This window comes from uncultured Chitinophaga sp., assembly GCF_902168175.1.
In the GTDB taxonomy this organism is placed as follows: Bacteria; Bacteroidota; Bacteroidia; order Chitinophagales; family Chitinophagaceae; genus Chitinophaga.
The window spans coordinates 1-24621 of record NZ_CABHOU010000055.1 but is presented as its reverse complement, the minus strand read 5'-3'; the positions used below and the strand labels follow the sequence as shown (position 1 = coordinate 24621).

Here is a 24621-nt window from a genome sequence, read left to right as displayed (position 1 = left end):
TCATGAAACATCGCATCTATACTCTTCTTATTTTAAGCGCATCGTTGCTATGGGCCGCCTGTTCCAAGCCCGAAATAGTAAGCACTTCCCCACGGGTAGTGCAGGTATTGGTACAGGGTAGCTCCACAACTGACCTGGATTACATTTACAAAGACAGCGTTGTTGGCACCAGCATTGCTGCCAACGGCGGTACCATTAACTTAATGCTCATGCTGGCTATTACGGATGATATAGCCGGACTTGACATCGTTAAAAAAGGTACTGCTGATACGCTACAGCACAAGCCTGTGCCCAGGCAGCCTTTTGCCCAAACGCTGAACATTTATTATGATGGCATCAAATTCTACGACAGTTCGGTGGCTGTTAATCTAAAAGGATACGCCCTTTCCGGCGAGCTGGATTTTTTGTTAGACGGACAAGTGGTGGCCTCCGGCAAAGGCGCAATGAATAAAACAGTGCAGATCCCTATCGACAAAAACACGACCCGGAAAATAGAGATCACTAAAAAAGGAGAAACGACTCCATTGAGTTCCACGTCCATCCAATCTTCTCCTGCAAGCCAGACGATCAATTTCTTTTATGACGGAACACGGATCGTGGATAACATACAACTCACGCCACCAGCCAACCCGGCGAACATGATGATCACCGCGAAGTTCCAATCCATATTCCCTTATTTTAAGAACGTGGATGTAGACCTGGTGTTTTATGTAAAAAATACAGTTACCGCTAAAGCCGTAAAAACGGACCCTGAAATCAGGTTTACACTTCCTGTTGATGGCTCGTTACGTTCATTGGAGCTACCGCCCTTACCCGCAGCTACCGGGTACGCGTATACTTATGATATTTATGAAAAAGGAACAACCAATGTGCCATATACAACAACAAGCGCACCATTCATTCCTGCCGCATTCCCATTTCAGAAGAATGAAGGCCTGTACGAAGAGTTTACGTTCCAGGCCGGCACGTCTAAACTATGGTTGATCAATGATAAGAGAAACTTAAAAAACACCATACCGCGAGCGAGCTATCTTTCGGGCACCATCGTAGATCTGTCGACGTATTTTCAATAACCTATACTATGACAAGCCTCACTTCATTGTAAGTGGGGCTTTTTCTTTTCAGCGGGAATGCACTATTAATCGCCGGCCATACCGCAATCCCATCTGAGTTTGCCACCGGGAAGCCATCAGGTAGGTAGAATATGGTTGTCCGGGGGCCGGGAACTTGTACACCGGGTAACCTTTCGATTCTCCACCACGAATGTAAAGCACGAGTGCATAAAGAGTCGGCACAACAACGAATCCGTACGGAAAGCTGCGGCCTGTTGAGGAACTTTTCGTCAACCTGGTTCAGCGGGGGGAGGTATAACTTTTACTGAGCGCGGTATCTGTTGATGATGAAGGTATCATACCGGGGCCGTGTTATCTTATTTTATTGTTACCCCCAATTTAAACCTCCAAACCTGCAAATATCTGTCAGGTACAGGTTAATATCCGTGTGTGCAAAACGTTCTTATCTAGCTACATTTAATTGTCGAACTAACATTTATTAAAAGTGAATGACTACCCGCATTCACGACCCAAAGGCAATTTAATATCTACAAAGCGAAGCAGAGAGCTAAGGCGCATATAGTAAGGCCAGTCAACATCGTCACAACAGATCAGAGAAACACCGCGCTTTTTTAACACCAGGATTTTGTAGAAGCAAACTTGTCCCCCGTTCAACTTACAATCTATTTACCGTCATCTTAAAAAGATGGCCTGATACCTCATTGTTTAACCAATAAATCCACTATGTATGAAAACGTTTCTACTCATCACCTGTTTTATTACGTTACTATGCACCGGCGGCATAGCTAAAACTGTTTATTACCCGACGCAGTTCAGCACTGCGCCGTGGAATGAATGGAACCCGAACTACAAATACGAATCCACCAATTTCGTAATTTTCTGGGGCGCTAAAGTGGGGGCTAATCCAGCTACCTACTCAGATCCCAATCTTCGTTTTGATCCGGCTGCTGTTGCCAGTAACCTGGAGGCCAGCTTTAACTACTTCGTAAACACCGTTGGCTTCCACGACAACTCCGGCAAACTGGGTCTTTATAAGATCATCATTGTGATGAACGATACTTATAACGGTGCCAACGGCCCTACCGGATGGGCTTTCGGAGGTTCTTACGATGAAATGATCGGGGCTATGTGGGTACACCCGAACGCTACGCGTGATCCTTATGTATTATCACATGAGCTGGCACACGCCTTCCAGAATCAGAACCGTATCGACTTCAGGCCAACCAGTGGTGGTTTTACAGGTTACGAACCTGCGGGTTTCTTCTGGGAAACGCATGCCAACTACATGCGTTGTTTACAGTATCCCACCTTTGCCAGTGAAGATATGCCCCGCTGGCTGATGTCGCGCCACTTTCACCTGGCCTCTACCAGGCACCACTACGCCGCATTCAAATGGCTGATGAACATCCAGCAGAACCACGGCGGCATTAATACCGTGAACCGCCTTTGGAAAGAATCGATCGCCAATGAAACAGCGATGGAAACCTGGCGCAGGATCAGCGGATGGACACAGGCGCAACTGTGTAACAACATGTACGACTACGCAAAACGCGAAGTAAACTACGATTACCCGGCGCAGGGTTTTGGTGCAGACATCAGAGCGCAGATCAACACCTATAAAACATCGGCAGCCGAAAACCACTGGCTGTGGCGGGAATACACCATCTTAAATCAAATTAATGCCACCACCAGCCGGTACATCGTACCCAAACATATGGCACCGCAGGATTATGGCATGAATGTGATCCCTCTGTATCCCAACTGCTCGTCTAACACAGTACATGTAAAGTTCAAAGGGCACACCGAGGTAAACGCACAAGCCGGCTGGCGTTGGGGATTTGTGGAAGTAACGTCCGGCGGCACGTCGATATACGGCACCATGCAGTCTGCTTCCGATGGCGAAGCACAGTATACACTTACCAATGCCGCTTCCAAACTTTACCTTGTTGTAATGGGCGCGCCCACTGCCAAACACGATTACGTTTGGGAACCAGGCTGGCCCCGCATCCATCGTTACCCTTACGAACTCCGTATAGAAAATGCATTGCCTGAAGGTTACCAACCTAACTTCCGGGCCAGCGTTAAAGCTTTGTATGCAGGCCATACACATAGTAATGGCGGCGGATGGGTGGCCAACTCTGCTACCGTTGCGGCATCCGTATACGTTGGGCCTAAAGCCATCGTAGTGGGCAGCTCCAACCTTTCCGGCTCAGTAACCGTAAACGGAACGGCCAGGCTCGAAAACGTGACCGCCAGCAATTCGGTTGCCTTCAGCGGCGATTGTAATGTTTACGGTGGCACATTTAGTGGCACCGCGCAGATCACAGATGCTGCCGTACTGGTGAACAGCAATGTTTCCGGCAATACGATCGTAAAAGAAAACGGCTGGGGTTACGGCGTAACATTTGGCGGCACCAATGTGGTAGTAGGCGGCGATGCCGAAATCGGCAGTTGCTCTACGGCCGGCGTTTACCTCCAAACCCCGCATGGCAATAACGCCCGTAACGCCTGTGATGGTTTAGGCGCCACACACAGTTCCAATGTAGACATCAACTCCAGCTATTCCAACTTTACAGATACACAAATGGCATGGACTGCCATAGGCTGTGGTGGCGGCGGCGGATCAACCAACATAGCACCACTGGCTACATCCAGTACTTCTTACGTTTCTGCATGGGAAACAATTACAGCCCTGAACGATGGGTTTACGCCTGCCAACTCTAATGATAAAACAAACGGTGCCTACGGCAACTGGAACAATCCCAACTCTACACAGTGGGTGCAATACACCTGGCCATCTGCCTACAATATCACATCGGTAGAAGTATACTGGTTTGACGATAACGGCGGTGTATTAACGCCAACTACTGCCACCTTACAGTATTATAACTCTGGCACTTCCTCGTGGGTTAACGCGGGCACAATACCTAAAGTGAAAAATGCCAATAATGTGCTGGCAGTATCTGGCGTCACTACGACTCAGCTCCGCGTCAATATGCTGAACACTACACAATCGACCGGCATACTGGAATGGAGAGTATTGGGCACACCAGCCGGCTCCCCTCGTACGGCCGCGCAGGTTGAACCTGTAGCAGAAGTCAGTAAGGCAGAACTGAAAATCAGCGTAGCACCTAACCCGGTTCAATCGGCGTTCCAGGTTAAACTTAGCGGGTTTAAGGAAGATGATAACGTTACCGTGTCTATCAGCGATATGCAGGGCAAAACGCTCTATCAACAAAACGTCTATAAACAACGGACCATACCATTGGATAAATCACAGGTGGCCGGTCCGGCAGGAATATACCTGGTTAAAGCGGTAGGTGCTTCCGGAAGCGCTATTGCTAAAATTGTAATCAACAGATAGTATACACGATGCTGAGAGAAAATGCCGGCCCCGTTCAGGGGCCGGCATTTCTTATGTTTTAAAGAATATGGGAAACCATGGGTACATTACTTACCCGTTAATAAAGGGAAGATGGGCGACTCAACATGCGCCTCTCTCATATATTCTTCAATTTGTTTTGCCACCTGCGGATTTGCAGACGCTACGTTGTGTTGCTCTTTCACATCTTTACTAAGATCATACAGCTCAATCGGGCCATCGGGGTTATCTTTCATGCGTAACCTTACCCCTTTCCATTTGCCCATGCGTACGGCCTGCCGACCCGCATCTTCATGAAACTCCCAGTAGAGATAGGGGTGCTGCACCTGCTTTCCTTTGCCGAGCAAGGTTGGCAAAAACGATACACCGTCTGTATAACGTGCGGCATTAGCGCCAGCGATATTGGTGAGTGTTGGCAGTACATCCCAGAATGCACCGGTAAAGTTATTGGTGGTACCGGCTTTCACTTTGCCCTTCCATTGTACGATGAACGGGGTTCTGATACCACCTTCGTACAGGTCACGTTTAAAGCCACGCAAACCTGCAGCGCTGTTAAAGAACACTGGATCGGCACCACCTTCGCGGTGCGGGCCGTTATCGCTGGTAAAAATGATGATGGTATTGTCCAGCAGGCCATATTGTTCGAGGCGGGCCATTACTTGTCCTACATACGCATCCATACGGCTTACCATACCGGCAAAAGTGGCACGGGGCCTGTCGACAGACTGGTAACCTGCCAGGTTAGCGCCCGGACCGTAATCCATGCCTTCATGCGCTGTTTCTTCGAAGGTGGTGGCGTACATGTTGTAATACGTATCCGCGGGACCGGCCAGTTCTGCATGTGGCAGCACGGTGGGTATGAAAAGGAAAAACGGTTTGTCTTTATTTTCGTCAATGAACGCCAGTGCTTGTTGCTGGATAAGCTCAGGGGCGTACTGTGTTTTGTTGATAAGGCCATTACCTTCCAGTACCACTTTTTCATCGTTATTCCACAGGTGGGTGGGATAATAACGATGGCTCTGTCGCTGGCAATTGTAACCATAAAACTTATCGAAGCCTTTACGGTAGGGGGCGCCGGAAGTACCTACCATGCCCAGTCCCCATTTACCGAAGGCGCCGGTTGTATAACCCGCCTGCTTCAGCAACTGCGCCACTGTTTGTACCGAGTCGGCCAGTGGCTCCTGCCCTTCAGGCTGTATTTCCTTATTGCCGCGCACATAGGTATGCCCGGTGTGCTGCCCCGTCATCAGTGATGAACGCGACGGTGCGCATACGGCTGTACCGCTGTAAAAAGAAGTAAACCTCATCCCCTGTTTGGCCAGTTTATCGATATTGGGTGTTTTGATCTTTTGCTGGCCATAGCAGCCCAGGTCGCCCACGCCAAGATCATCGGCCAGGATGAACACAATGTTAGGCTTCTGCTGCGCGGTACATAGTTGGGCGAACAGCAGCAGGCCTGCAATTAACCATGGTTTTTTTATCATATTGTTTAAAATAAAAGGCCGGTTGTTAAAAGGTCACCGGTATTATGATCACTTTATTTCCATAACGGGTTCTGCCGGCGTGTACCGGCCTGACAAAAATAGTCACATTCCCCAAATCCACCTGCTAAAATGTCGGCCGTTTCCTTCTGGCATAAAACATGTCTTTGTATATTCAGTAAAAATAAAAGTATATGTCAATACAAACTGCAATACTAGCCGGCGGATGCTTCTGGGGAGTGGAAGAACTGATCCGCGCACTGCCGGGCGTTACAGAAACGAGGGTGGGTTATACCGGTGGCGAGGTAGCCAATGCCACCTACCGAAATCATGGCTCGCACGCAGAAGGTATCAAAATAACATTCGATTCAGACGTCATCTCTTATCGCACGCTGCTAGAATTCTTTTTCCAGATCCACGATCCTACCACGCGGAACAGGCAGGGTAACGATGTAGGCACCTCGTACCGGTCGGCCATCTTTTACCTGGATGAGGAGCAAAAGGAAACGGCACTGGAGTTGATCAGGCAGTTATCAGAAGCCGGTGTATGGAAGAATCCGATCGTCACTGAAGTAGTACCTGCTTCGGATTTCTGGGATGCAGAGGAAGAACACCAGGACTACCTGCAGAAACATCCGAACGGATATACCTGTCATTATATCAGGCCGGAAAAGGTTTTACCGGCGAAAGAAAGCAAATAAACGGACCCTACATAAAACACGACGCCCGCAGTAAAAGCGGGCGTTGTTTATTTAAGCAATGTGAACTCCTTCTCATGAAACTCTTTTGTACACGACCTCGGTGGCTTTAGAAGCATCCCCGTCCGGCGTAATATTGTAAGCTGTCATCACCAGTTCGTTATCGTTTACCAGTTCAATTTCCGTACGCCAGCCCCATGGTACCGGCAGTTCCGGCCCGCCGTAGCTGCCCAGCACTGAAATGCCATTGGCACCGGGCTGCGCTTCAGAAAACAAGATGCCTGTACTCATATGGAAGCTATCTACCCAGGCAACCTGGTAGCCAGGTTTATCGAAACTGTAACCTATAATAGCCATCCCTTCCAGCGGCTTGCCCATCATGGAGCCTTTATACTGGTGCAGTACAAAACGGCCGCCCAGCAGCGAGGTTACAGACCCCGATACCGGCGATTCGTCGGCCAGTTTACCGGGCTCGAACCAGGTTTTCGCCGAACCAGTCCAGTTTCCGATCAGTTTAGATAAATCGCGGTGAGTTCCGCTTTCGAGCGACTCCTCAAACTTGCTCTTTTTAGCCTCTTCCATAGTTGCGTTGTTTATGTAGTTGGATGATCGCAGTGATCGCTGCGAGTATTAAGTTACGGGAAATTTCAACTCATTTGCATTATTCATCAAACCCTTATTTCCCAGCGGCTATCTGAAACAAAAAGCCGCACAAATCAATGAGATCTGTACAGCTAAGATTATCAGGCTCAGTTATTAATTTTTGAACAATGGCCTAATCCACTTTGCGAATCTTATTTTCCCTCAACCAATAAAGGAAGTCGAATGTATCGTCCGGGTAAAAACGTACAACCGCACGACTTTTCAGCGCCAGCAAAAATAAACCGTCGCCGGACTGAAAAAATGCAGATACGTGATTTGCTGAATGGTGTAAGCCTGGGTACTGGGCTTCAGAGGTGGTTACGGTAATGGTCTTCATGGGTTCGCGTTAAGTTAACGGGCTATCACGCAACAAATTCCGTTCCGGATATTACCAGCATCAACACACCATCGGCCACCTATACACGCAACTTGATTATCAGTGCATTACAACTACATCCAATTTGGGAAGATGATCAGCGTGATAATATTATTGCTGAAAAATGCCTCCTTTTCACCACAAACCGTTTAACACCATCCGCCTGGCGCGACAACGCTGTTTTTCACCAGCCTAACTCATCTGCCTAAAAAATATTTGCGTAGTCAAATAACTACACTTACATTTGTAGTCAAATAGCTACACAATGAATTTAAGGAGAGATGTGTTCCAGGCAATAGCAGACCCTACACGCAGGGCGATACTTTTATTGGTCGCCTCGCAGGCCATGACAGCCGGTGCTATTGCGGCAAACTTCGACACGGCCAGGCCCACTGTATCAAAGCACCTGCAAATTCTTACCGAGTGCGAATTACTGGGACAAACCCAGAACGGGCGGGAGATATACTATCACATAAACGCCAAAAAAATGAAAGAAGTAGCAGACTTTATAGAACCATTCCGCCAGATGTGGGATGAGCGCTTTAACAAGCTGGAAACGATCATGAAAAAATATAAAAACAAATAACATGGAGTTGAAAACAAAAGTTCATGCCGAAGATGGCAAGCAGGAACTAACGATTACCCGGACATTTGACCTTCCATTGGATTTGCTTTTCAAAGCATATGAAGATCCTGAGATCGTGGAACAGTGGATGGGCACCAAAGTGCTTAAACTTGAAAACAAGAAACATGGCGGCTGGGCTTTTGAGACCTCCGACCCAAAAGGCAACGTTGTTTTTAAGGCCAATGGCACCATCCATGAGTTTGTTCGTAATCAAAAAATTACCCGGACATTTGAAATGGAGAACACCCCGTTTGATGTTCAGCTTGAGTTCTTCGAATTTGAAGCACTTACAGATGATACCAGCAAACTGACCATGCACGTTGTTTACAGATCAGCAGCGCTGAGAGACCAGGTACTGATGATGCCTTTCGCGAAAGGCATTAACATGGCACACAACAAATTACAGGAAGTAGCTAATAAATTAAAATAACACGTTATGACGAAGCGAAATAAGATCATTTACTGGATCGCTACGCTGTGGCTGTCACTCGGCATGGTAGCTACCGGCATTACACAACTGTTGAAAGTAGAATCAGAAGGAGCCATGGCCCCTCCGGGCGTTTGGGGCATTTCACGCCTGGGTTACCCGGTTTACTTCCTAACGATATTGGGCGTATGGAAACTACTGGGTACCATTGCCATACTTATTCCTAAATTTCCGCTGGTGAAAGAGTGGGCTTATGCGGGCTTCTTCTTTCTTACAACAGGCGCTATATGTTCTCATCTGGCCGTCGGCAGTCCGGCAGGCGAACTATTCCCGTCCTTGTTGCTGCTCGCACTTACCATTTTGTCCTGGTACTTCAGGCCTGCCGGCAGAAAAACGATTCCAGTTCATCAAAATCAATAATCATGAATCCAAAAGCTGATTTCTATTTCGAGAAAAACGAAAGGTGGCAGAAGGAATTAGAGAAGTTGAGGACGATCATACTCGACTGCGGATTAAACGAAGAAGTAAAATGGGGCACACCCTGCTACACCTACAATGGGGGCAATGTTTGCCTGGTGCATGTTTTCAAGGAATACTGTGCCATCCTTTTTATGAAAGGCGCATTACTCAGCGACCCCAATGGCATACTTGTGCAACAGACCGAGAACGTGCAGGCAGCACGCCAGCTAAGGTTTACCAGTGCAAAGGAAATTTCGGGCCTCGCGACTACGATTAAAGCCTATATTTATGAGGCCATTGAAAATGAACGTGCGGGACTGGAAGTGAAATTGAAAAAGACGGACGAGTTTAAAATGCCCGAAGAATTCAGGGAAAAACTGGCACAGGACCCTGCGTTAAAAACCGCGTTCGAAGCCTTAACTCCTGGCAGGCAAAGAGGTTATCTTCTTTATTTCGCCTCCGCCAAACAACCCAAAACACGCGAATCAAGAATAGAAAAGTATATACCACAAATTCTTGATGGCAAAGGTTTAGAAGACTAATTACCAAACACTCAGACATTAATCAGTATGAATCCGGAAGTTGACAACTATTTCGACAAACTTGATAAATGGGGAAAGGAACTGGAAAAGCTAAGGACCATTTTGCTTGATTGCGGTTTAACAGAAGACCTGAAATGGGGCTCACCCTGTTATTCCTACGAGGGCAGCAATGTTTCGATCATCGGCGGCCTCAGGGATTATTGTGTACTTAGCTTTTTCAAAGGCGTATTGCTGCACGACGAACACAACCTGCTGGAAAAACCGGGTGACAATACACGATCGGCCCGCGTAATACCTATTACCAGCGTGAAACAGATCACATCGCTGACGCCCGTTTTGAAAGCTTACATTTACGAAGCCATTGAAATAGAAAGAGCGGGATTGAAGGTTGATTTTGAAGCCAGCAATGAGTTGGCGTACCCGGAAGAACTCACATTAAAACTGGCTAAAAACCCTAAACTCAAAGCTGCATTCGCCGCACTTACACCTGGCAGGCAAAGAGGTTATATCTTACATTTTGCCGCGGCCAAACAGCCCAAAACACGCGAGGCCAGGATCGATAAATTCACGCCAAAAATCCTTGAAGGAAAAGGTATGAATGATTACTGATCAGCAATCCATTTAGCGTTATATTAAGTTTGATGAGTTCATTCATCAAACTTTTTTTATTGGCACCCCTACCCTGCCTTATTTCCGCAGCCCACTGACCTGACACCTCAGTACGTTGGTTATTTTGTGTTATTGTTGTCGCCGTGACATTTCATTTCTTTTACAGCATGGAAGCCCTGCATTCCCCTTTATAAGCAAGTTGATTAATCCTTAACCCTCTAAATACCCCTCCATGAAAAGATCATTACTTTTTTTGTTTTGCCTGTTGCTATGCGTAACCGCGTTTGCACAACCTTCCGGCTACGTACCCGGCACACAGGTTTGCTGGACTTTTAACGGCCGGGAACATGCCTATTTCAAGGCCGCCGGGAACGGCGAACGACACATCCTGCTGTCGTTTACCGGCGACGGGCAGTTCGGCTGCTATCCTACAACCACTACTATAGAAGTTCCCCAGAAGCTGCTGGAAGATAACGGCATTAACTGGGACGGGCGCACTGTACGCGGCCCGGGCGACACTATCGTATGGGAAGTATTGACAATTCCCCGTCCCGCCTGGAATTTTGCCGACATAGTGAACGATGTCAATACATTCTTCGGCAGCATTACGCCGATCGACACTTCCGAGCACTGGCGCTTTCACACGGTGGGCTTTAGTGGTGGAGTGGGCAGGCAGTGGGATTTTCTGAGCAACCATTGGGAGCTGGAAAGTCCATACAGCAACATATTTTCCACCACCATCAGCCAGTCCGGCGCATGGGTAGGCAGAACCAAGATCTATGAATACAGCGCCGGCCGCCGGCACTGGGTATGGTATGGCGCTGCGGACACCTATTGGGGCACGCCTCCGGCAGCCTCCGTGGCCCTGTACGACTCGTTGCGCGGCCCCAAACATCTTACCGGGCAGGCAGGTACAGGTCACGACAGTCTTACCTGGGACAGTTGCATGTCGATCCGCGGTACCGATACCACCACCAACCGCTGGTTATGGATGGTAAGCAGGGACGCTCCTGAAATTGACACCTGTGATCCTGGTGGAGGGCCTGCAGGATATGTGCCTGGCACACAGGTGAACTGGCGGTTCAATAACCGCGACCACGGCTACTTCCGCTCCGCGTTATGTGGAGAACGGCATGTGCTTATTGTATTCCAGGGCGACTCCTCGTACGACAGTACCAATTACCAGATAGAATCGCCGCAGAAATTATTGAACGACCTGGGTTATAACTGGGACGGCCGAACGGTAACGCCCGATAACCGGAATATATCGTGGGAGGTGTTTGCCATTCCTTACAACAGTGGCTACTGGCTACCCAACTATGCTGCAGACATCAACCATTACTTCGCTAACCTGGCAGGTATGGACACCAGCGATCATAGTAAGTTCCATATAGCAGGCATTAGTGGCGGCGTTGGTCGCATGTGGGGTTTCCTTACCAATGACCAGTCGCACAACAGCGCATACAGAAGCATTTTCTCTACCACTATCAGCGTAGCTGGCAGTTGGTTTACAGACTATACGCCTATCACCAATTACAGCGCCGGCCGCCGGCACTACGTATGGCATGGCGAAGATGATATGAGTCCGACCAACCCGCCTATTACTTCACAGTACCTGTACGATGCACTGGCCGGTGAAAAACATTTGTACTTCCAGCCGGGTGCCGGGCATAACTACGTAACCGTAGACAGTGCGTTTAGTCTTGCAGGGGCCGACAGCTCCAATAACCGGTGGATATGGATGGTAGAGGAAACGGGTAGCTTATTAAGGGCAGGCGATGAACTGGCAGCCAAACCCTTCCTGATCACTGCCCCAAAACTGGTGAACGTATTCCCGAACCCGGTGAGCAACACGCTGAATGTCGACCTTCGTATACTGCCAGCAGACAGCTACAGGATCACCATCGTGGATATAAGCGGCAGCATCCTGCGCGAAGTGCGGAACGTGAAGAAAGGTTTGTACCAGGTAGATGTATCAGGCTTGCGAAAAGGTCTTTACATCCTCCAAATAGAAAGCGGGGGAACACGCGAACAAAGGAAATTCATCAAAGAATAAGCTCGGCTACTTAAAAAAGGAAAGCGTCGCTATGAGGGCGGCGCTTTCCTTTTATGTTATATGTTGAAAAACAACGATCCAGCATCGCCGGCACCTGAAGGCAATAACATGCCCTGATAATCAATGCAGAGAACATACAAATTGGGCAGTGTTTTCTACAACCCTGTAACAATCACCATTTCCCGGAAACGGCGTAATCCACAGATGACTTTATTGTTTGCCAGCTATGGCTGGCGCAGGTTTTAGCTGATAATAGTATTTGTACCGCAAACCTGCATGCTTTTTGGATTACAGCCTACACACCGGTCGCCATCGTTTGGCGAACCGTTTATGAAAACTGTTTAATAAGAAGGTATGAAAATAGCAAAGACAATACGCCTGCAGGCACAGGATTTCTACATAAGCGTGCTGCAAGACCTGGTAGATAATGGCCTTCGCTTTATGCTTGGCGGCGGGTTCGCCATGTATCACTACACAGGTATAGAAAGAGACACCAAAGACCTTGACATTTTCTGTAAACCATCTGAATACCCGAAAATATTAAAACTACTGGGCGACAAAGGCTACAACACAGAACTCACCGATGTAAGATGGCTGGTAAAGATATTTCGCGATGATCATTACATAGATGTCATTTTCGATACCGTAAATAACATCTGCACAGTGGATGATACCTGGTATGAACATGCCTCATCAGGCATATATGAAGGCATCCCGATAAAATACATTCCTGCGGAAGAACTGGTATGGTGCAAGCTGTACGTGCAAAACCGCGAGCGATATGACGGGGCCGACATTAATCACATCTTACTGAAATATGGTAAAAGCCTCGACTGGAAACGTTTACTTTTTCGAATGGACCCTCACTGGCACCTGCTGCTGGCACAGTTACTAAGCTTCCAGTTCGTTTACCCGGCAGACTATCACGACATCATCCCAAAATGGTTGTTCGACGAGCTGGTGGAGCGGGCGCGGGAACAATACGACATTCCGGCCGCCATCGAAAAAGTGTGTCGCGGTCCGGTCATTGATCAGACACAGTACGAAACAGATATCAAACTTTGGAATTATAAGGTAAGTACGATTAAAACCACCTGATATGAAAGCATTGAGTAAAGTTAGGATAGCCGCCATGGCCGACATTCACGTACGCGAAACAGACAAAGGCATTTGGGCTCCCTGTTTCAAAACGATATCCGAGCAGGCCGATGTGCTTATCATAGCCGGTGATCTGACAGATACAGGCGATGAGCAGGAAGCACAACTGCTTGCCGAAGAACTGCGGCAGTGTTCTATTCCAGTAGTGGCAGTATTGGGTAACCACGACTATGAAAAAGGCCGCCACAAATTGATAAGACAGGCCTTACTGACAGAAAATGTACATATACTCGACGGGGAAAGCGTAGTCATTCATGGGATAGGATTTGCCGGCGTTAAAGGTTTCGGCGGCGGCTTCGACCGCTACATGCTTTCGATGTTCGGCGAAGATGCCATGAAGGCATTTGTGCAGGAAGCCGTTGATGAGGCACTGCGGCTCGACAGAGCGCTGGCAAGGCTTGACCAGGAACATAGTAACATAAAGAAAATTGCAGTGATGCACTACTCGCCTATTGCGGCCACCGTGGTGGGCGAACCGGAAACGATTTTTCCTTTCCTGGGCTCATCGCGCCTGGCCGAACCCTTATCGCGAAGAAAAGTAATGGCAGCCTTTCATGGGCATGCGCATGCGGGTACCCTGGAAGGCGAGGCGGCCGGAGGAGTGAAAGTGTTTAACGTAGCCAGGCCGATACTGGAAAAACATGGCTATGCCTGTGGCTACTACACTTTCGAGGTAGATATGGAGGAGAAAAATGTTCCTGAAGCCGTTACATCAGAACAAACAACACGCTGATTTATGCCCTCCACAGTTATTGCATCGTACAGCTACAACGAAACAGAACAGGCTTTAACCATCCGGTTCGTATCGGGTAGCTGTTACGTGTATCAGCAAGTACCGCCACAAGTATTTGAAGCCTTCCGGCAATACCGTGAGAAAGGCGTTTTTTATAACCAGCAGATAAAAAATAAATATACTTATATCAAGATAAAAAGACCTGACTCCCCAAACGCCCCAATACCCCCCAGCAGCTACTAAGCAACCCCTTCTATTCCATCTTTTAAAAAATATTTACCTAAACACTTTGAAATACAAAGTACTTTTAATTACCTTTGAACTGCAAAGTACTTTACGAACAGAATAGCATTAGCCGATCCGGACGTCCAATAAACACCTGTAACTTTTAAACTCTTTTACCATGAACACATCCACCACGCAGCCAGTTCGTACCGGCTCCCTGGCCAGGCGCATGCTGATAGGCGGCGGCATAGCACTTATCGTTATAAGCGCTTTTATTATTTCAGCAGGAAAAGGCGATCCGGCATGGCCCAGATTCTGGATGGTGAGGCCCCTGATTATCACTCCGCTGGCCGGCGCAATTGGCGGCTTATGTTACCATCTGCTGGACCGCTTTCGTTTGCAGGGAGGCTGGCAGAGGATCGCGGTGAACATTATCGGCGTATTCATTTACATCATCGGCCTGTGGATGGGCATCGTACTCGGACTTGACGGCACTCTCTGGGATTAACCAAACCAGGTTTCAGTCCCTTTGGCGCAACAGGGGCCCTTTTTACCAGATTGTGCATGGCTGCACTTGTACATCTTGTGAATTACTATTAATTTACGATAATAGTTTACGTTCCACTTGATGAAAAATACTGCTGCCGTATGACAGAGAAAGAGACTGAGAATAAAAAGGGTTCGCATAAGAATATCTGGTATGGTGTTGGCCGCCACCGTATCGAGATACCCAAAACCATCCTGAAAGCGAAAGTACAGGGCAGCGACTTAATGAAGCACCTCCACATCCGTTCCATCGGTTATTACCCGAAGGCACAGGACCATTACACTTACCGCAAGAAAGGCTTACCTGAAAACTTTATATTTTATTGTGTAGACGGGCATGGTTGGTACCAGGTGAACGGCAAACGGTACGAAGTAGGCCCGAACGAATTCTTCATACTCCCCCAAAACACCGAACACGCTTACGGCAGTAGTGAAGAATCGCCCTGGAGTATTTACTGGATACACTTTGGCGGCGAATCGCTGCATGAGTTTAATACGATGCATGCCGTGCAAAAACATTTTGAGCCCTCTTATGTGAAAAACAACGGCGATATCATTCCCCTTTTTAACAAGATTTATAAAACGCTGGAACTCGGTTACAGTCAGGATAACCTGATATTTGCGAATATGTCGATGGTGCAGTTCATCAACCTGTTTATCTATAACCTTCGCCATTACGAGGCCAGTCTTACCGATAAATCGGATTGCGTGGATAACGCTATTCTTTACATGCAGCAACGGATCAATGATAAAATATCGCTTACAGAGCTGGTTAAACATTATAACTACTCCGTATCCCGGTTTTCCAATCTATTTAAGCAGAAAACCGGTTATGCGCCCATCGACTATTTCGTACAGCTAAAAATGCAGAAAGCCTGCCAGCAGCTCGATTTCACGAACAGGTCGGTAAAGGCCATTGCCTTTAGCATTGGCTTTGATGATCCTTATTATTTTTCGAGGCGGTTCCGTGCCATGATAGGGATGTCGCCGAAGAAGTACCGGCTGATGAACAACGACCAGCGAAAATCGCCGGCGTGATGTGTTTTTACAAATTATCTGTACTGGCTTTTCTATTACTCAGGGCCTACTATACGGTAGTTAACCCCTGATTATTTTAAAGCCTGGTTGATCAGTTCAATATCCTTTTCTCTTTCTTTAGGAAGCACCTTTAGCAGCACCAGCTTTCCATCTTTCACCTTTGCTTCTACGGTAGTTTGATAAGGTGCGTGTAATTTAAAGTGTACATCTTTATCCCTGGGCCAGGCAGGGAACAAGAGTAATCGCTTCCCATCTGTTTGTAACAACATTTCCTGTAAACCGGTCATACCGCTCCCGCCCCAGTTGTGATCCGGCACCCAGTCGAAGCCGGGTCCCCAGAAGACAGGGAAACGACGATCGCTGTTTTGTAATTTTAAAGAGGTCAGGCGCCATGCTTCATCAGTCAGGCCCAAATCCGCAGCCCATATATTATCCTGCTTCCATCCCACATAACTCCTGAACTTAACCACACTGGTATCGTAATGCCAGGTGTTAAGCGCGGTATCCAGGCCCGGCTTACCGACCCCGTAAATGTGCCATGGAAACACCGGGTATAATTGGGGCGATTCGGTATTATTGATACGCTCCCAACTCTTTGCGGGTGCAATGGTAACATGTCCATTGAACTGTTGATAACTGATTGGCGGTATTCGTGTCAGAAATTGCTGCCAGTGAATAGCCTGCTCCGCGGTAAGATGGCCTGCCGGCAATTGCAGCAGCCGACTGGTGATCGTTTGCAGCGCCGCAATGGTGGAAGTAGCGTTATAGGCCATCTTATACGTTTCAGCAGCACTTCCGGGATACAATACCAGTTTCCCCCGATCATCCAGAATTTTGCGGCCACGTTGTGCGGCGAGGTATTGGTAATGTTCGTCGAAAAAGCGCAAACAACTTTCTATAAAAGGAATGAATTGGGAGATGTTGCGGCCTGTATACCGTTGTTGCTCCAGCATCATCAGGCAAAATTCCAGGACGGTATCCCATTGATACTCCAGCCAGGCGTTGTATTCAACCCCCTTATCAAAAAGCGGCGGTCGTTTTTGACCATATTCGGCATAGTTGGGTAATCCATAATTTTCCATCTGCTCGGTAAAACAGGCACCTGCATGATTCCAATAAACCTTTGAACGGAGTTCGGCATTCTTCAGGATGCGCAGATAGAAATTCAACTGGGACTGCAACACATCCCAATCGCCTGATTTAATCATCGGGAAATAAACAAGCCGCTGGTTTTGCATAGTGTGTAAACCTCCGCCCCAGTTCCTGTAGTCAGGTGTTAGTGTTATGGAGGTATCTGTAAAAACCGGGTCGACCGTAAATAATCCACCATTAAATTTTGTGGGCCATTCGCCTTGCGCGTTACACGCCAGCATGTAACGAAACAGCTGGTAATTTCGTCCAACCACCCAGGCTGCTTTATCCTGCTGCTCCGTTGCTATACTGATAAAGCTGCGTCCCCAAAAGTTACTCCACCATTGCTGATTGAGTGCGAATGCGCCATTATTGTTCGCTGTAGTTGTCAACCGCTGCAACGATGCCTGCCACTGCGTAACATCTCCGGTCTGTTGAGTATACAGGGCCAATGTAAGCTGATGGGTATTGGCCGGTTGCCTGGAAATTAATTTCCATCCTTTAAAATCAGTATTCGCATATTTACCATCGTAAATACCGGACGGCTCAAATCCTTTACCGTAAAACATTCCACCAAATGCCAATCTCCTGATCGGGTTGTACAAACTATCCTGCACCGATTGTAACGCCTGCTGCGCAACGCTTGCATCAAAAATTGTTGTATCCCTGTTATGATGCACGAATAGTACGCCTCCGTCTGTGAATGCTATCGAATCCTTCCTGATGATATTATTTTTAGGCGCCGCCCATTTCCAGGAATTCCCCCAATTCTCCCTGGCGGCAATCAGCCTGTCCTGGTAACGCCAGCTTTCGTAACCTGCTTCTACTTTAATTTTAGCGTTAGCGCTGATATCGAAGTGTGCTACCGGCTGCATTACATCTGCCCATATCTTTACTAACGCTTTCACGCCGTCCTTTTCGCCTGACACTGTTACATAACCGCCATCAAGGTGCAATTCCTGCCGGAAAACATGACCTTCCAATGGATTAGGGGAAAGCTTTATACGCAGGCGGCCTGCCTTCATCAGCCCGTTATTTTCATCGAAGCTGCCGCTGCGGGCAATGTATACCAATAATTCACCTTTCTCCACCCATACGTTCATTCCAATATCGCCGCCACCGCAAGGCATGGAGGCGGAGGCGTTATCACTGGCGGAAGTCCAAACCACATTGTACTGCTTTGGAACCTGCGCCCTTAGTAGATTAAAACCGAACAGGCAGAGCAACCAAACGAGCGGCCCAATTCCAAAACGATATGTATATGACAGACTCATTCTACCTCAACATAAATTTTACCGGTTAAACCTGCTGGCAGTAAAGGCTTTCCTTTCAACCTGAAGGGGGCGGTTGTGTAAGTTATCTTTGAGCCGGGCAATTGATCGCCGATCAGGCGGTTACGCCAGGTATTACTTACTTCTATTTCAAGCCTATTGTTACCCATTTTAACTGCGTGAGTAATATCCAACTCGTAGGGCCGCGTCCATAAAGTACCGCAGTTGACGCCGTTTACCCGCACGGTTGCCATGTTGAATATACTATCGATTTTCAATTTAACGGTTTTACTGTTTGATCCATCCAAAGAAAATTCGTTATTATAAATAGCGGTCCCTGAATAATAACGGATGGATGAGTCGCCAAAGTCAGACCAGCTTATGAGGTTATTCATTTTTACCGGCTGGGTGGGGCCACCATAGGCAGTATCAAACTGCACCGTCCAGCTATTATTCACCACAATAGTACGTTTGGCTGTAACAGGCAACGGCTTATTGTCAACGTTTCTTTTTTTCCGGAAGATAACAAACAGTGATTGAGCAGGTTGTAGCATCACAGATACATTCGTACGGGTCCCGGATGCAGAAACGTCAGCATTTACACTCCTGTTTCCGCTTACAGGGTCCCACACCTCCGCGGCTTTATCGCTTATGCGGAAAGACAAACTAAGTCGTTGCGCGGTGTCTTCCTGGTTAGTTATAAAATAGATATCAGTATCCATGCTACGCCGGTGTGCCCAATCGAAGCGGCCGCCGGTATTCAGGCGCTCAACGTCCTTTGCTACCGGCAGAGATGATACGGCATACGGTATGTTGTTTACACGATTAGCCGAAGCAATGCGGGAAACGATATCCTGTATCGCCACATCTTTGTCGCTCAACCCGATCCCTTTTCCTTCCTGGTTCTTATCCATCAATACTGTAGCACCATCCTGCACCAGCTGCAACAACTTCCTGGCAACGGGCAACGACCAACGTGCCGCATCGGGCTGTAAGGGATGCGCGGCGGGGAATACCAGCACTGCGTAACTTGCGCCGCCTGGTAATACAACGCGGCCGTTTTTGACCGTCATCTGCATCAGTGCGTCCGGGTTAAAGGAATCGTATTTATATCCATTCAATGGGTTCACCCACTTTTCGGGATCGGCCATGTTGGCGGAGTGCGTTACGCCGTCGGGGATGGTGCGTAAGGGCAGGCCTTTGTTTTGTAAACGGCGGCGCTGTTCATCTACCTTTTCTTTTCCAAAAAGCCCGGGTAATGTGGTGGCCAGGCGATCGGGCAACACCGAACGACTGGGTATTTCCTCGCCGGAAAATACGGCGATATCGGTAACGGGTGTGCCCATTTGTAGCAGCGACTGGCAACGTGACAAATAATCAATCCAGGCTTTACTTTGTTTAAACCAGGTTTGGTCGCGCTGATAATATAGACCAACACCATCCAGCGTCATACCAGGCTTTTTGTTTATCCAGGGATTGTGGGTGAACACGTGCATCACCATCTTATTCATGCCCAATGCAAAATTGCGGTCACCTATCATTTTCAGGTTACCGGGATGCTCCGCCCAGTTCATTCGCACAGATGTAAAAGCCTCCGCCTGTACTATATTTTTACCATACAGATGCGCGCCATTGATCGCATCGAGCATATCGTTGGGTTTGTCGTGCGTAGGACTGTTTAGCCAGAACTCACCCATTGGCAGGTCGGTATATTTGTAATGTGAAATGCCATCGCTTACCATGATCGGTGCTACACTTTCGGCAGTAAAAACACATCCTTTTTCCTTCGCGCGTGCTGCCAGTGTTTTATAAAAAACGTCGTTCACCAGGTCAGCAATCGTGCGCCGCACGTCATGCAATACCTTTTCCGAAACTTCGGCGCTTTCAATGGGAACACCCGCCATTACAGGCAGGTAAGGCAGCAGGTCGTATCCTCTCCTTTTCCTGAATTCCCCGGCGAACTGGCCCGACCAGTTCTGGCTGCCGCATTCCCAGCTATCAACATAAAAAATCTTTAACACCTTTTGAGCAAGGGCAGCATCCGTGTTTTCAAATGCTTTGCCGAACCAGTTGTTAAACTGCAGGTTGATAGCCGCGGCATTGAATTTATCGCACTCCAGTCCTTTCCCGGCGCCTCCTGTAGCGTTTTGCTGGCCTGTAGACGTATGGCCGATGCGTAACACCACCCAGTTACCAGGCGGCCTCGCCCAGGTTAAACGCCCGTCCTTATCCATTTTCCCTGTTAACGAAATCAACTTTTTAAGAGGGACCGCATCACTACTACTTACCTGCTTCTCCGTTGTGCGCCCAGCCACTCTCCATACACTTCCATTTTTCGCTTCGAACTGGTGAATTACAGACTCCGGTAGCAGGTGAATACCGGTTACTTTTAGCGATGGTTTCCATTTGGCAGCGTCCAGGTCTTCGGCCCCTGGCTCCGACCCTTCAGGATCGTAAATGAAGCGGAAATACCTGGCTGTGGTGGTGGGGATAGCAAATGTGTAATCCGCCACATTATCCTGCCATCCATGCCTGGCGGGCTGTAACCTTGTAACCGTGCTGAAATTTATACCGTCGTTACTAACCTGTACCAGTAAACGTTGGGCCTGGTAATTGTTACTACCAGTTTGTATACATATAGAACGGGCGGTGAAAGAAGTTTTATACTGATACTGAATCCAGCACACCGTGTCACTTCTGAAACTCTGTTTATTTCCTTCAACAGCCAGGAAGTTAGCCGACGCGCCATTGCTGACCGTAACTACAGGTAGTTCATTAGTTGCCGGCGCAGCGGCGGGATAAGCAAATACGGCAATGTCTTTATAATAACCCTCGCGGGTTTCAGGTTGTTCAAGCTGGATAAGTCCCTTCTCACCGTCAGGTATATGCTTCTTCGTCCACACCAGTTTTTGCATCGACAGTTCCGGCGTTATCCAGGGGCCGCCTGCGAGTGCAAATCCATCACTGAGGTGCATAGCCAGTTGCAACCCCAGTCTGTCTGCCTCCTGCATGGCATAACGCACCATTTCCCACCATTCTGGTGTTAGTTGGCGAACGGCGGGTATAAATGGAATATTCGAAGAAGTATCTTTAATTGACACGAGGTAAGCAGCTCCAAGTCCCGCCTGTTTCATTGCTTCGAGATCTGCTTTTATACCGGCTTTAGATACAGCGCCGTGCATCCAGTACCATAAAGTGGCGGGCCTGGCCTCTGCGGGAGGGTGTTTAAAAACCTCATCCTCAGCAGATGTTACGCGTTGCGCCATTGCCACTGGCAATGACAGCAAGGTGAAAATGATATAGCAACAGTATTTTTTTACGACAACGTTCATTCCGGTTTCCGGTTTAATAAATCTTATTTAGCAGATGTAAAAGCCACCTTACTTTTACCCATGTCCTGCGAAACAGCTACGGCTATTCCTCTCCTGTCGTTTTTATCCACCGCACAGTAGTAATGATAAACCCGTCCCTTATACTTTACCACGAAACTTTTGTGCGCAAACTTAGCGTCATAAGGCTCCGATGGATGTATCAGATCATCCCCATTCCAATCCGTCCAATTCACCAGGTCGTAACTACAGGCAAAGCGGTTAAACGCATCTTTCCGGCCTTCCCAGAATGCGCCGAAATAAAACATCACCCACACGTCACCTATCTTCTGAATTACGCCATCACCGGTAAGCCCCAGTTTATGATATACTACCGGCTCTATCCCAAACCGTTGCCAATGCACCATATCGTCCGACACGGCCATGCCAATACGCTCAAACCAGCGCCATTGGGGTTTGTTGTCACTGGTATCGCCATTTGCATTGTAGTACATCACAAAGGGATGGCCAGTTGTTTTTGCTTCATCCCAAATGATCGAGGATTTATACAACTTCTTGTTCTCCCACCAGCGCACATCTTTATCTGTAGCCGACAATACCGGTTGCGCAACACGCTGCCATTCATGTGCAGATGTAACCTTTCCTGTTGTATGCGCAATACCGATCGAAAGCGCCCCTGCCTCGTAACCTTTATCCTTTCCGCCAATATAACTCATCCAGTATTGGCCTGCAAACTTCCTGAGCTTGTAAGAGCCGCCCCAGCGGTGGTCTTGCAGTGCAGTGTAGCCAGCTTTCTGGTACATATCCCAATCTGTACCGGTTGTATCGGAATACGACAGGATGCGGCCCCGCGTTTTCCAGTCCAGCAGGTTCCTGCTTCGGGCCAGCCAGGTTTCATACCCTTTTCCATCAAAAATGATATAAGTCATGTACCACCACTTACCCTGCGGGAACACAGAAGGGCAATCAGCCATCCTGGAGCTATCAGGAGCGATTACCAGTCCATACTTATAAGGTGTTTTCACCTGTTCATACACCTGTTGCATCACCGCCTGCGGTACTTCCTTTTGCTGACCAATGACCAGCAAACTCGCGGCGAGTAAAACTGCTATCAAATAAATTCTCATATTTATCTCGTTAAAGGCATCCAAACTGTCATATCCGACTTGCCACGGTTTGCCCAGGCATAGTAAGGAATGAATGTAATATTCACTGGTTTCGTGGTGGTATTGACCTCGCGGTATAATGTTCCCTGCCAGTTACTATGTTGTACACGCTGGCCCGTACCGGTTAATTTCATCACATTCCCATCCGCTATTTTTCCTGGTGAAGTTGCCAGGTTTATATTGGCGGGAATTAACACATCAAAAACGTTCAAACCCGGTTGGTCTGTTGATTCCAGGCAATATACCACAGGGCCTCTTTTTACCGCCACCTGGTTACGCGTTTCTTCCACAAAGGGATTAGATTCAATTAACGTGACGGGCATGTCCAGGAACAATTCGATATGGTCGCCCGTTTTCCAGGAGCGTCGTAGTGCGTGATATCCCGCTATTACATCACCCTGCTGCATTTTTCCGTTTATGCTAAGCGTATACTTTTTACACCAGCCTGGTATGCGCAGAAAGACCGCAAAATTATCAGCCGGTGCTTCTTCTATCTTAAACGTTACCTTTCCATTCCATGGGTAATTGCTGGTTTGTTCCAGTTTAACAGGAGAGCCGTCTGACCATTTATCGGAAAAGCGATTACCTCCGTAGAGGTTCACATAGAGCCCATCCTCACCCATACTATACATATAATCACTTACCTCTGCGATTGTTCTTACCGTGTTGGGCGGACAACAATTCGATTTGCTGATATAGGGAATCCGGCCTCCCTCCCAACGAAGATGGTAAGGGTAATTAGCTGATGCAGCCAGCGGATTGGTATAGAAAAACTTTGAGCCGTCCATACTTACACCGCTCAATACGCTATTGTATAATGCCAGTTCAAGTACATCCATATACTTTGCCTCGCCCGTAACCAGGAACATACGCCAGTTCCAGAGCATGTTACCGATGTTGGCGCAGGTTTCGTTATGGGCGCTGAAATTAGGCAATTGAAAATCGCGACCGTAAGCCTGGTGTACCTTTTGCACGGTATCCGGAAGGTAGGAAGTCCCATCTACCGAAACACCATCATACAAAGCGCCACAACCGCCTGTAACATACATTTTTGTATGCACCACATTATCCCACACTTTACCAAGTGTCCGGAACAGCGTGCTGTCGCCCGTTTCAGCAAACACATCGGCTACGCCGGCAAACAGGTAATTTGCCCGTACCGCATGTCCGACAACTTTCTGCATATCCCGCACAGGCGCACGGTCACTGTTATCATCGGTGCCCTCCACCGTTCCACGAACATCGATCAGTTTCACTACCAGGTTGAGGTAACGTTTATCCTGCGTGGTGCGGTATAGTTCAGTAAGTCCCATATAATGAGAGGGGCAGATAGCGTTACGCGCCTGTTCGGGCGTGGCGGTGGCGTAAAAGCCGATCAGGAAATCCGCAGCCTTACGGGCGACCTCCAATAAAGACGTTTTGCCTGTAGCGCGATGATGAATACAGGCGGCAGTCATCAGGTGTCCGAAATTATACGCTTCGAAACTCAGTTTATCATCAAACATCTTCTGTGCACCTGTTTTTCGCTGCCCGATGATATTTTTAGTATAGATATAACCGTCTGCTTTCTGTGCCGCCGCGATTACCGCAATAGCCGTATCCATCCAGTTATCCAGCTGCCTGTCCTTAGTAACAGCATATACAGCGGCAACCG

At 48.0% G+C, this 24621-nt stretch carries 21 protein-coding genes; 14 read left to right on the top strand and 7 right to left on the bottom strand.

The features are described 5' to 3' along the window. Both QZT80_RS12090 and QZT80_RS12085 read left to right on the top strand, forming a co-directional pair. Nucleotides 1-1073 (top strand): hypothetical protein (locus QZT80_RS12090; protein ID WP_295122084.1); only part of this gene is annotated, 1073 nt, incomplete at its 5' end. Between the two features lie 727 nt (nt 1074-1800). Further along, nucleotides 1801-4437 (top strand): DUF6055 domain-containing protein, encoded by a 2637-nt coding sequence (locus tag QZT80_RS12085; RefSeq protein ID WP_295122083.1) that lies wholly within the window; start codon nt 1801-1803, stop codon nt 4435-4437. A gap of 86 nt (nt 4438-4523) precedes the next feature. Here QZT80_RS12085 and QZT80_RS12080 read toward each other — a convergent pair whose 3' ends face one another. Beyond that, entirely contained in the window at nt 4524-5939 is a 1416-nt protein-coding gene (locus QZT80_RS12080) for an arylsulfatase (protein WP_295122081.1), read from the bottom strand. 191 nt (nt 5940-6130) lie between these two features. Here QZT80_RS12080 and msrA point away from each other — a divergent pair, with 191 nt between their 5' ends. Next, the gene (msrA, locus tag QZT80_RS12075) at nt 6131-6637 is read left to right on the top strand and encodes a peptide-methionine (S)-S-oxide reductase MsrA (RefSeq protein ID WP_295122079.1); all 507 of its coding nucleotides are present in this window, start codon (nt 6131-6133) and stop codon (nt 6635-6637) included. A gap of 72 nt (nt 6638-6709) precedes the next feature. On the opposite strand, the gene QZT80_RS12070 is transcribed toward msrA, so the two are convergent. Beyond that, nucleotides 6710-7216 (bottom strand): DUF1579 domain-containing protein, encoded by a 507-nt coding sequence (locus QZT80_RS12070; RefSeq protein ID WP_295122074.1) that lies wholly within the window; start codon nt 7214-7216, stop codon nt 6710-6712. 193 nt (nt 7217-7409) lie between these two features. Further along, nucleotides 7410-7613, bottom strand: coding sequence for a hypothetical protein (locus QZT80_RS12065; RefSeq protein WP_295122072.1), 204 nt, complete (start codon nt 7611-7613; stop codon nt 7410-7412). A gap of 304 nt (nt 7614-7917) precedes the next feature. Here QZT80_RS12065 and QZT80_RS12060 point away from each other — a divergent pair, with 304 nt between their 5' ends. The 11 genes from QZT80_RS12060 (at nt 7918) to QZT80_RS12015 (ending at nt 16070) form a co-directional block, all read left to right on the top strand. Beyond that, entirely contained in the window at nt 7918-8238 is a 321-nt protein-coding gene (locus QZT80_RS12060) for a metalloregulator ArsR/SmtB family transcription factor (RefSeq protein WP_295122070.1), read from the top strand. 1 nt (nt 8239) lies between these two features. Continuing rightward, on the top strand, nt 8240-8707 hold the full coding sequence (locus tag QZT80_RS12055; protein ID WP_295122068.1) for an SRPBCC domain-containing protein: 468 nt from the start codon (nt 8240-8242) through the stop codon (nt 8705-8707). Nucleotides 8708-8713: 6 nt separating this feature from the next. Further along, entirely contained in the window at nt 8714-9124 is a 411-nt protein-coding gene (locus tag QZT80_RS12050) for a DoxX family protein (protein WP_295122066.1), read from the top strand. Nucleotides 9125-9126: 2 nt separating this feature from the next. Next, nucleotides 9127-9705: a YdeI family protein gene (locus QZT80_RS12045; protein ID WP_295122064.1), complete on the top strand. Its 579-nt coding sequence runs from the start codon at nt 9127-9129 to the stop codon at nt 9703-9705. Nucleotides 9706-9732: 27 nt separating this feature from the next. After that, a complete protein-coding gene (locus tag QZT80_RS12040) occupies nt 9733-10314 on the top strand; it encodes a YdeI family protein (protein ID WP_295122062.1) in 582 nt (193 codons plus the stop codon). Between the two features lie 232 nt (nt 10315-10546). After that, on the top strand, nt 10547-12370 hold the full coding sequence (locus tag QZT80_RS12035) for a T9SS type A sorting domain-containing protein (RefSeq protein ID WP_295122060.1): 1824 nt from the start codon (nt 10547-10549) through the stop codon (nt 12368-12370). Between the two features lie 354 nt (nt 12371-12724). Beyond that, the gene (locus QZT80_RS12030) at nt 12725-13468 is read left to right on the top strand and encodes a nucleotidyltransferase (protein ID WP_295122058.1); all 744 of its coding nucleotides are present in this window, start codon (nt 12725-12727) and stop codon (nt 13466-13468) included. Nucleotide 13469: 1 nt separating this feature from the next. Continuing rightward, a complete protein-coding gene (locus QZT80_RS12025) occupies nt 13470-14261 on the top strand; it encodes a metallophosphoesterase (RefSeq protein ID WP_295122056.1) in 792 nt (263 codons plus the stop codon). A 3-nt stretch (nt 14262-14264) separates the two neighbouring features. Further along, nucleotides 14265-14504 (top strand): KTSC domain-containing protein, encoded by a 240-nt coding sequence (locus QZT80_RS26715; protein WP_367112866.1) that lies wholly within the window; start codon nt 14265-14267, stop codon nt 14502-14504. A gap of 160 nt (nt 14505-14664) precedes the next feature. After that, nucleotides 14665-14994 (top strand): hypothetical protein, encoded by a 330-nt coding sequence (locus QZT80_RS12020; protein ID WP_295122054.1) that lies wholly within the window; start codon nt 14665-14667, stop codon nt 14992-14994. 140 nt (nt 14995-15134) lie between these two features. Then, the gene (locus QZT80_RS12015; RefSeq protein ID WP_295122052.1) at nt 15135-16070 is read left to right on the top strand and encodes an AraC family transcriptional regulator; all 936 of its coding nucleotides are present in this window, start codon (nt 15135-15137) and stop codon (nt 16068-16070) included. 71 nt (nt 16071-16141) lie between these two features. Here QZT80_RS12015 and QZT80_RS12010 read toward each other — a convergent pair whose 3' ends face one another. The 4 genes from QZT80_RS12010 to QZT80_RS11995 form a co-directional block, all read right to left on the bottom strand. Further along, entirely contained in the window at nt 16142-18370 is a 2229-nt protein-coding gene (locus QZT80_RS12010; RefSeq protein ID WP_295122050.1) for a DUF5703 domain-containing protein, read from the bottom strand. 101 nt (nt 18371-18471) lie between these two features. Then, nucleotides 18472-21804 (bottom strand): glycosyl hydrolase, encoded by a 3333-nt coding sequence (locus QZT80_RS12005; RefSeq protein ID WP_295122048.1) that lies wholly within the window; start codon nt 21802-21804, stop codon nt 18472-18474. Nucleotides 21805-21827: 23 nt separating this feature from the next. Continuing rightward, nucleotides 21828-22928: a glycosylase gene (locus QZT80_RS12000; protein WP_295122046.1), complete on the bottom strand. Its 1101-nt coding sequence runs from the start codon at nt 22926-22928 to the stop codon at nt 21828-21830. Nucleotides 22929-22930: 2 nt separating this feature from the next. Further along, on the bottom strand, nt 22931-24621 hold a 1691-nt coding region (locus QZT80_RS11995), incomplete at its 5' end, for a beta-L-arabinofuranosidase domain-containing protein (protein ID WP_295122044.1).

What these genes read in the sequence shown, in the direction of transcription:
- QZT80_RS12085 (WP_295122083.1), top strand. Translation starts at nt 1,801, where the DNA reads ATGAAAACGTTTCTACTCATCACCTGTTTTATTACGTTACTATGCACC.
- QZT80_RS12080 (WP_295122081.1), bottom strand. Translation starts at nt 5,939, where the DNA reads ATGATAAAAAAACCATGGTTAATTGCAGGCCTGCTGCTGTTCGCCCAA.
- msrA (WP_295122079.1), top strand. Translation starts at nt 6,131, where the DNA reads ATGTCAATACAAACTGCAATACTAGCCGGCGGATGCTTCTGGGGAGTG.
- QZT80_RS12070 (WP_295122074.1), bottom strand. Translation starts at nt 7,216, where the DNA reads ATGGAAGAGGCTAAAAAGAGCAAGTTTGAGGAGTCGCTCGAAAGCGGA.
- QZT80_RS12065 (WP_295122072.1), bottom strand. Translation starts at nt 7,613, where the DNA reads ATGAAGACCATTACCGTAACCACCTCTGAAGCCCAGTACCCAGGCTTA.
- QZT80_RS12060 (WP_295122070.1), top strand. Translation starts at nt 7,918, where the DNA reads ATGAATTTAAGGAGAGATGTGTTCCAGGCAATAGCAGACCCTACACGC.
- QZT80_RS12055 (WP_295122068.1), top strand. Translation starts at nt 8,240, where the DNA reads ATGGAGTTGAAAACAAAAGTTCATGCCGAAGATGGCAAGCAGGAACTA.
- QZT80_RS12050 (WP_295122066.1), top strand. Translation starts at nt 8,714, where the DNA reads ATGACGAAGCGAAATAAGATCATTTACTGGATCGCTACGCTGTGGCTG.
- QZT80_RS12045 (WP_295122064.1), top strand. Translation starts at nt 9,127, where the DNA reads ATGAATCCAAAAGCTGATTTCTATTTCGAGAAAAACGAAAGGTGGCAG.
- QZT80_RS12040 (WP_295122062.1), top strand. Translation starts at nt 9,733, where the DNA reads ATGAATCCGGAAGTTGACAACTATTTCGACAAACTTGATAAATGGGGA.
- QZT80_RS12035 (WP_295122060.1), top strand. Translation starts at nt 10,547, where the DNA reads ATGAAAAGATCATTACTTTTTTTGTTTTGCCTGTTGCTATGCGTAACC.
- QZT80_RS12030 (WP_295122058.1), top strand. Translation starts at nt 12,725, where the DNA reads ATGAAAATAGCAAAGACAATACGCCTGCAGGCACAGGATTTCTACATA.
- QZT80_RS12025 (WP_295122056.1), top strand. Translation starts at nt 13,470, where the DNA reads ATGAAAGCATTGAGTAAAGTTAGGATAGCCGCCATGGCCGACATTCAC.
- QZT80_RS26715 (WP_367112866.1), top strand. Translation starts at nt 14,265, where the DNA reads ATGCCCTCCACAGTTATTGCATCGTACAGCTACAACGAAACAGAACAG.
- QZT80_RS12020 (WP_295122054.1), top strand. Translation starts at nt 14,665, where the DNA reads ATGAACACATCCACCACGCAGCCAGTTCGTACCGGCTCCCTGGCCAGG.
- QZT80_RS12015 (WP_295122052.1), top strand. Translation starts at nt 15,135, where the DNA reads ATGACAGAGAAAGAGACTGAGAATAAAAAGGGTTCGCATAAGAATATC.
- QZT80_RS12005 (WP_295122048.1), bottom strand. Translation starts at nt 21,804, where the DNA reads ATGAACGTTGTCGTAAAAAAATACTGTTGCTATATCATTTTCACCTTG.
- QZT80_RS12000 (WP_295122046.1), bottom strand. Translation starts at nt 22,928, where the DNA reads ATGAGAATTTATTTGATAGCAGTTTTACTCGCCGCGAGTTTGCTGGTC.